The 7,365-nt window shown below is 61.0% G+C and carries 7 protein-coding genes; 3 read left to right on the forward strand and 4 right to left on the reverse strand.

All coding sequences use genetic code 11. The features are described 5' to 3' along the window. Positions 1-54: 54 nt before the first annotated feature. Complete coding sequence (locus OH491_RS23325) at positions 55-669, reverse strand: TetR/AcrR family transcriptional regulator (RefSeq protein ID WP_068768814.1); 615 nt, start codon at positions 667-669, stop codon at positions 55-57. A gap of 138 nt (positions 670-807) precedes the next feature. Between OH491_RS23325 and OH491_RS23330 the strand changes: the two genes are divergently transcribed. The 3 genes from OH491_RS23330 (at position 808) to OH491_RS23335 (ending at position 2,472) form a co-directional block, all read left to right on the forward strand. Further along, positions 808-1,260, forward strand: coding sequence for a DDE-type integrase/transposase/recombinase (locus OH491_RS23330; RefSeq protein WP_068768813.1), 453 nt, complete (start codon positions 808-810; stop codon positions 1,258-1,260). A 4-nt stretch (positions 1,261-1,264) separates the two neighbouring features. Next, positions 1,265-1,363 carry an IS3 family transposase gene (locus OH491_RS28270; RefSeq protein ID WP_425429207.1) on the forward strand — a complete coding sequence of 33 codons (99 nt, stop codon included), beginning with the start codon at positions 1,265-1,267 and terminating at the stop codon, positions 1,361-1,363. Positions 1,364-1,536: 173 nt separating this feature from the next. Beyond that, positions 1,537-2,472 carry a hypothetical protein gene (locus tag OH491_RS23335; RefSeq protein WP_145928565.1) on the forward strand — a complete coding sequence of 312 codons (936 nt, stop codon included), beginning with the start codon at positions 1,537-1,539 and terminating at the stop codon, positions 2,470-2,472. Positions 2,473-2,669: 197 nt separating this feature from the next. Here OH491_RS23335 and uvrB read toward each other — a convergent pair whose 3' ends face one another. From uvrB to OH491_RS23350, 3 genes are all read right to left on the reverse strand, one after another. Continuing rightward, positions 2,670-4,724, reverse strand: coding sequence for an excinuclease ABC subunit UvrB (gene uvrB, locus OH491_RS23340; RefSeq protein ID WP_068768811.1), 2,055 nt, complete (start codon positions 4,722-4,724; stop codon positions 2,670-2,672). Between the two features lie 107 nt (positions 4,725-4,831). Further along, positions 4,832-5,521, reverse strand: a complete 690-nt coding sequence (locus OH491_RS23345; RefSeq protein WP_068768810.1) for an HAD family hydrolase — start codon at positions 5,519-5,521, stop codon at positions 4,832-4,834. 201 nt (positions 5,522-5,722) lie between these two features. Then, positions 5,723-7,081 (reverse strand): glycoside hydrolase family 28 protein, encoded by a 1,359-nt coding sequence (locus OH491_RS23350; RefSeq protein WP_068768809.1) that lies wholly within the window; start codon positions 7,079-7,081, stop codon positions 5,723-5,725. Positions 7,082-7,365 lie beyond the last annotated feature (284 nt).

Here is a 7,365-nt window from a genome sequence, read left to right on the forward strand (position 1 = left end):
ATGAGGATGCGGTTAGTAGTTGACTAAATAGTAAACAATCCGGGCAAAAAAATGCTACACGGGTTCGGGCAAGCGGGAAGAGCCGAGGATTTCGAGCGCGAGGCCGGGGAGGGTGCGGAGAAAGGCCAAGTCGTTCTGGATGCGCGCCTGGCCGAGGCTGCCTTCGAAGAGGGCGAAAAGGCTGCGTGCCTTGGCGGCGGCATCGCCGGCGGGGAGGGTGCCTTCGGCCTGGGCGTCGCGGATGGCGGATTCGAAGTAGCGAATCTGCTTCTGGAGGATTTCCTGCACCTTGAGGCGGATGGATTCGTCCTGGTTGCAGATTTCCGAGCCGAGGGAAAAACAGGGGCAGCCGAGGACGCGGCCGTGTTCTTTTTGCAGGCGGGCCTGATTGTCGTGGCTGGCCCGGAAAAAGTTGCGGATGCGTTCGAGCGGGGGGAGGGAGGCGGAAAACAGGCTATCCCAGACGGGCTTGCTGTTTTCGGTCCAGTTGGTGTCGATGGCGGCGACGGCGAGATCGGACTTGGAGTTGAAGAAGTAATAAAAACTGCCTTTCTTCACGCCGGCCTTGTCGCAGATGGCGTCGATCGTGACCATGCCGTAGCTGCGTTCCCAGATCAGGTCGCGCGCGGCTTCGAGCAAACGTTCTTTAGAGTCACTTGGACGGCCCATGACGGACTACATTGTTGACTGTTTGGTAAACTACAAGCGCGAAATGCAATTTTTTCGAAATCGGGCTATTCGCGGAATTTCTTTTCACGAGTAGCGCAGCAGCATTTGCAGTCCTTCCGACGCGTTCGCGCGAGCCCATTGCAGTCAATCTGGTTCGATCTGGAGGGCGGGAAACTTGATGTTCCCGTGTCACGTCGGTCAATCTTCCTTTTCGTTAGGATCTCTATCTTCGTTTTGCCGGGTATTTTGTGGTTCGCGCGGATTTGGTTGTATGTTGTGGCACTATTCGACCTTTATACGCGCCGCAGCGTTGGCTGGGCCATGGATCAGATGCCATCGCTGGCGGTCAACGCCCTGAAAATGGCCATCGCGCAACGCCGCCCCGCGTCCGCGCTGATTGTGCACTCGGACCGGGGCAGCCAGTTCGCCAGCGCAGCGTTTCGTGACACACTCAGGGCAAACCAACTCGTTGCTTCGATGAGCCGGAAGGCCAATTGCTACGACAACGCCCATATGGAATCGTTTTGGAGCAATCTGAAATTATCACCGCAAATTTGCCACGCGCAGCGAGGCGCGCTCGGCGATCTTTGATTATATTGAATCATTTTATAATCGCACCCGGCTCCACTCGAGTCTGGGTTATCAAAGTCCTGTTCAATTCGAATCACAACTAGACCAAATCAAATCACCCTAATCCCGTGTCCGAATTATCGGGGCAAGCCCACTATGACCTTTCTCTGTTCCTTGCATGCTTTGGTAAACCTGCGCATGGCAACCGAAGGGGCGGCCCGGCTGAATATTGAGCAGGCATTGAGCGAAATCGGAAAACTCGATATGCACTGACTTGGAGGCGCCCCTGCCCAAGATATGAAACCATCCGGCAATCTTATTTTTGGTTTGATTTTTGCGTTCTTTGTTCTCGTGACGGCCTCGTTCTGGGCGTTCTGGGGTGCCAGCGAAAATTTTCATGAGGCGTGGCATTATAAAAGCATATTTCTCAACCTGAAGTGGACTTTGGCCTATCTGGCGCCTTCGGCCGCCTTTGTCGGGCTGGGGGTGTTGGGCATAAAGCGGCCTGTCATCGGCGGGGCGACGATTTGCGTGCTGGCCGGCGCGCTGATGGTTTGGTGGCTGATGGAACGCTGGCCACCTTCTCCAAAAGACTTTATTCATGTCGCCATGCTCTCGTCGCTGCTGTTGCTTGCAGGAGGGCTGCTGTGCCTGTTTGGGCGTGTTCCGCATGCGGCGCTTGTTGTGAAGATGGTGATCGGGGTGCCCGCGCTGATCGCCGTTGCCTGCTCGGTCGAGCCGGTCTGGCGAATCGCCCATCGGCACTATGACGGCGATCTCGGGGCCAGAGAGGTGGACGGGCAGGGGACGCGTTTGATCTGGGCGCCATCGGGGCCGGGATGGGATACGGGCGGACAGGTAAGCTATGCGAAGGCACAATTTATCGCCACCCACCTCAGTGCGGACGGGAGAACCGTCATGGACCGTCCTCAAGGGATATGGCGCCTGCCTGCGGTGGACGAAATCGTTCGGTCTCTCACGCGCGACGGACAGAATGCGGGGGGCGTTTGGGCTGGTGAAACGCGGCGCGCCAGTTACATGCGCATGCCCGACAAGGAGAGTCCTTTGTGGACCCCCTATGCCCCTGTCATCTACTATTGGACGCAAAGTCCCGGGGTGAAGGGAAGCAGCAGATGGACAATCTGCTACAATGGAAGAGTCATGTCGCGCGCGGAAAAGACATCCATGCGGAGCCTGGGTTTCCGTCTCGTTCGGGAAACAAGGACGCCGTGAGTCACCCTGCGACTGGCGCAATGGACTGGCAAAACCATGCAAACCACTTTTCCCCCTCTCTTTCTTCTTTCCTCTTTATCTTTCTCTTTCGTCAGGGACGGGAGAGGAGAAAGATAAAGAGGAAAGAAGAAAGAGAAAGATTCCGGCGGTGACATCACTTTCTGTTGCCCCCTGCGGGAGGGTTTGCGTCTTTGCCTTCATGGCTGGCGCCTTTTCGGATATTTTGTGGTTCGCGCGGGTTTGGTTTTCTTTGCGCCTTTGGCCTTCGCCGGCTTCACGGTTTTTTTGTAGTCGCCGGTTTTCAGGGCGTTGATCTGGTCGCGCAACAAGGCGGCGCGCTCGAATTCCAGGCGGGCGGCGGCCTCGGTCATTTCGTTTTCCAACTCGGCGATCACGGCGGCCACTTCGCCGGGGTCGCTTTCGGCCACGGCCAGCGCCTCCTCGTCCTCGCGGGCGGTGCCGTCGTAGGTGTGCAGGCTGGCCTGGGCGGCGCGCTTCACGCTGCGCGGGGTGATGCCGTGCTCGCGATTGTAGGCAATCTGTTTTTCCCGGCGGTAGTTCGTGATCTCCATCGTGCGGCGGATGGAGTCGGTGATGTTGTCCGCGTAAAAGATGACACGGCCTTTTTCGTGGCGCGCGGCGCGGCCCGCCGTCTGCACGAGCGAGGTCTCGCTGCGCAAAAAACCTTCCTTGTCGGCGTCGAGGATGGCGACGAGCGCGACTTCGGGGAGGTCGAGCCCCTCGCGGAGAAGGTTGATGCCGACGAGGACGTCGAAATTGCCGAGGCGGAGGTTTCTAAGGATTTCGACGCGCTCGATGGCGTCGATGTCGGAGTGCAGGTATTCGACGCGGATTTTCGCGTCGCGCAGGTAGCCGGTGAGGTCCTCGGAGAGGCGCTTGGTGAGCGTGGTGACGAGGACGCGCTCGCCCTGCGCGACGGCGGCCTTGATCTCGCCGATGAGGTTTTCGACCTGGTTTTTTATCGGGCGGAGGTCGATCTCGGGGTCGAGAAGACCGGTCGGGCGGATGAGCTGCTCGGCGACGACGGTGGAGCGTTCGAGCTCGAATTTGGCGGGCGTGGCGGAGACGTAGAGGGTCTGGCCGGTGACGCGCTGGAACTCGTCGAAGGACTGCGGGCGGTTGTCGAGGGCGGAGGGGAGGCGGAAGCCGTGCTCGACGAGGTTCTGTTTGCGGGCGCGGTCGCCGTTGTACATGCCGCCGATCTGGGGAACGGTGACGTGCGATTCGTCGAGAAAGAGCAGGAAATCCTTCGGGAAAAAGTCGAGGAGACAGGTCGGGCGGTCGCCGGGTTTGCGTCCGGCCATGTGCATGGAGTAGTTTTCGATGCCGTTGCAGAAGCCCATTTCCTGGAGCATCTCGAGGTCGTAGTTGGTGCGCATGCGGATGCGCTGGGCCTCGAGGAGCCGTCCGGCGGACTCGAACGAGGCGACGCGTTCGTCGAGCTCCCGCTTGATGCGGACGATGGCGGCCTCGAGCTTGTCGCGGCTGGTCACGTATTGATTGGCCGGATACAGGTCGAACTGGTCGATCCGGCGGAGAATGTTTCCGGTGAGCGGGTCGAACTCGTTGAGGGCGTCCACGTCGTCGCCGAAGAACTCGACGCGGAGGCCGTGCTCGAGGTAGGCGGGCATGATGTCCACGACATCGCCGCGCACGCGGAAGGTGCCGCGGCGGAGTTCGTAGTCGTTGCGCTCGTAGAGGTTTTCGACGAGGCGTTCGAGGAGGCGGTTGCGTCCGAGCGGAAGGCCGCGGCGGATCTGGATGCGCTGCTCGGTGAAGTCCTCGGGCGTGCCGAGTCCGTAGATGCAGGAGACGCTTGCGACGACGATGACGTCGCGGCGCGAGACGAGCGAGCTGGCGGCGGCGATGCGGAGGCGTTCGAGCTCGTCGTTGCGCGAGGAGTCTTTTTCGATGTAGGTGTCGCTGGACGAGATGTAGGCCTCGGGCTGGTAGTAGTCGTAATAGGAGACGAAATACTCGACGGCGTTTTCGGGAAAGAAGGACTTGAACTCGGAGTAGAGCTGCGCGGCGAGCGTCTTGTTGTGCGACATGATGAGCACAGGGCGGTCGCAGCGCGCGATGATGTTGGCCATCGTGAAGGTCTTGCCCGAGCCGGTGACGCCGAGGAGGGTCTGGTGTTTGTTGCCGGCGCGGAGGGAAGCGACGAGTTTGTCGATGGCCTGCGGCTGGTCGCCTGTGGGCTGGTAATCGGCGTGAAGCTTGAAGAGCATGGCGAAAAAATCTTTCTCTTTATTCTTTGTCTTTCCTCTTTCTCTTTTTGATCAGCACTCAGGAGAGAAAGAGGAAAGACAAAGAATAAAGAGAAAGATAAGGAGAATCATTTCCACAGCGCCTGCACGTTGGCAACGGTGAGCTCGTCGAGGCGGTGGACGACGCGGTCGGCGACGGCGCGCAGCTCCGAGGCGGGATGGGTGGTGGCGACGGCGACGACTTTCATGCCGCCGGCGCGCGCGGCCTGGATGCCGACGAGCGCGTCCTCGAACACGGCGCAGTGGCGCGGTTCGCGGGCGATTTTTTCGGAAGCGCGCAGAAACACATCCGGATGCGGCTTGCCCGCGCGCACATCCTCGGCGGTGACGATGCCGGTGAACAGTCCGGTGAAGCCGAGCACATCGAGGATGGTGTCGATGTTGAGCCGGTGCGTGGACGAGCCGACGGCGAACGGCACGCCGGCGTCGCGCAGGCGGTGCAGGAACGCAGCCACGCCGGGAAGCGCCTCGACGCCGCGCTCACGGATGACGTCGCGGTAGAGCGCCTCCTTGCGGAGCGAGAGGTGTTTGATCCCGGCGTGGTCGGCGGCGTCCGTCCAGCCGAGAAGATTTGGGATGATGTGCTCGTTTTTCATGCCGAAGCCGCGTTTGAAATGGTCGGCGGGCAGGGGCTTGCCGATCTCGGCGGCGAGGCGTTCCCAGCTTGCCTCGTGTTGAGAGGAGGAGTCGATGATGACGCCGTCCCAATCGAAGAGCACGCCGAGCGCGGAGAGCGGAAGAGGAGCGTTTGCAGGCATGCGGACGATGTTGGCCGTGTCCGCGCTAAAAAGGGAAGCGGAAAGCACGGAGTCCGGCTGCGATCAGGGAGAGGTGACCGCGCGTAGCGCAGGCTGGAAGCCTGCGCTACGCGCGCTGCCGCGCCATTGCCAGACGGTTGCCTTGCGCGAGACCAGGCATGGTTTGGCCGCCCCGCACTTCGTCGTTGTTCGCGCGGTCCGTTATTCTTTTGCCACCAGCACCCGCGCGCTCGGCTCGATTTGGTAGGCGGGACCATTGGCCGCCTTCACATTCACGTTTTTCATCAGCACGTTTTGCGCGCACGCGATGCGCAGCCCGAGCGGCGCGTCGATGTTTACGTTTTCCAGCAGCAATCCGTCGAGCGGCTCCTCGGGCAGCGCGACGATGATGCCCGCGCTCTTCCGGCAATCCCTTGCCGTGATGTTGCGGATGGTGATGTTGCGCCACGACGGCGTGTTCGGGTCGCGTATCGATGGTTCGGATACAGCGGCGCCCGGCTTGGGCATCAGGCGCTCCGGATAATAACTGGTGATATAAATCGCCACGCCGACATTGCGCATCGTCAGGTTTTCATACGTGCAGTTTTCCACTAAACCGCCACGGCCGCGCGGGGATTTCAGGCGGATGCCCGCGTCGGTGCCGTCGAACACGCAATCGCGGACGATCAGGTTGCGCAACCCGCCATTGGTCTCGCTGCCCACCGACATGCCATGCCCGCGCAAGAACCGGCATTTTTCGACCAGCACATCCTCGACCGGCGAGTCCGGCCTGCCCGACTTGATGGCGATGCAGTCGTCGCCCGTGTCGAACGTGCACCCGGTGATGAGCACGCGCCGTGACGCCGCCGGGTCGATGCCGTCGGTGTTGGGCGCGTGTTCCGGCGCCCGCACCGTCACGCCTCGCGCCGTGAAGTCCTCGCTGCGCGAGACCACGCAGTGAAATTGCGGCGAATTGGTCAGCGTGATGGCTTCGAGCAGAATCCGTCGCGACTTTTCGATCACGAGCAGCCTCGGGCGGCCGATTTCCTCGTTGGCGTCGCCGCGTGCGCGCGCCGCATCCTTGAACTTGCGCGCCTCGCTCCACCACGCGCTTCCCTGTCCGTCGAGCACGCCTTCGCCGGTGATCGCCACATCCTCGACGCCCGACGCGCCGACGAGCGGGCGAAACTTGCGGTCCTTGATGCGGTAGGCCTCCGGGTCGGTGGAGAAGAGCAGGCGCGCCTCTTTTTCGAGATGCAGGTCGAGCCGGCCCGCCAGCTCGATATGTCCCACGCGAAACACTCCCGCCGGCACGATCAGCCTGCCGCCGCCCGCTTGGACGACCGCGGCTATGGCCTTTGCAAACGCCGCCGTGTTGCCGTCCTCCGTGCCGTCCGGTGCCGCTCCGAAATCGGTGACCCGGAATGAGCGTTCTGGAATCGACGGGAGCGCCGGATTCACTTCCCGCGGCGCGGCGCCCCGCACAAGCGAGGCGGTGGAAAACGCAAGCAGCAGGAGCGCAACGGGCAAGGGGAACGGCAGCCGGGACGGGCAGGTTGGATGATGGATAAACGCGGGCATGTGATTTGTTTGGGCAGGGGAGAGCCTACATGATTTAGCGCGCGAAGGATTGTCGCACAAACGGACTACAACCGGCCGGATGGGGTGGGGCGCTGTCACCCTTTTTGACTACACGCCGCGACGCTTTTCCACTCGCGCGCGCAATCGGACATTTTGATACTGGAAAAATCCGAGATCCCCTCCCTCTGCCCGCATCCCGCGCCCCGTCGTCCGTATCCGTTTATCAACTACAAGTGTCCATTTATATAATATAAAACATCGTTTTGCGGCTATCCGCATGACTG

Source organism: Termitidicoccus mucosus, assembly GCF_038725785.1.
GTDB classification, from domain to species: domain Bacteria; phylum Verrucomicrobiota; class Verrucomicrobiia; order Opitutales; family Opitutaceae; genus Termitidicoccus; species Termitidicoccus mucosus.

Excerpts from the sequence above, each read along its gene's own strand:
- OH491_RS23325 (WP_068768814.1), bottom strand. The coding sequence starts at position 669 with ATGGGCCGTCCAAGTGACTCTAAAGAACGTTTGCTCGAAGCCGCGCGC.
- OH491_RS23335 (WP_145928565.1), top strand. The coding sequence starts at position 1,537 with ATGAAACCATCCGGCAATCTTATTTTTGGTTTGATTTTTGCGTTCTTT.
- uvrB (WP_068768811.1), bottom strand. The coding sequence starts at position 4,724 with ATGCTCTTCAAGCTTCACGCCGATTACCAGCCCACAGGCGACCAGCCG.
- OH491_RS23345 (WP_068768810.1), bottom strand. The coding sequence starts at position 5,521 with ATGCCTGCAAACGCTCCTCTTCCGCTCTCCGCGCTCGGCGTGCTCTTC.
- OH491_RS23350 (WP_068768809.1), bottom strand. The coding sequence starts at position 7,081 with ATGCCCGCGTTTATCCATCATCCAACCTGCCCGTCCCGGCTGCCGTTC.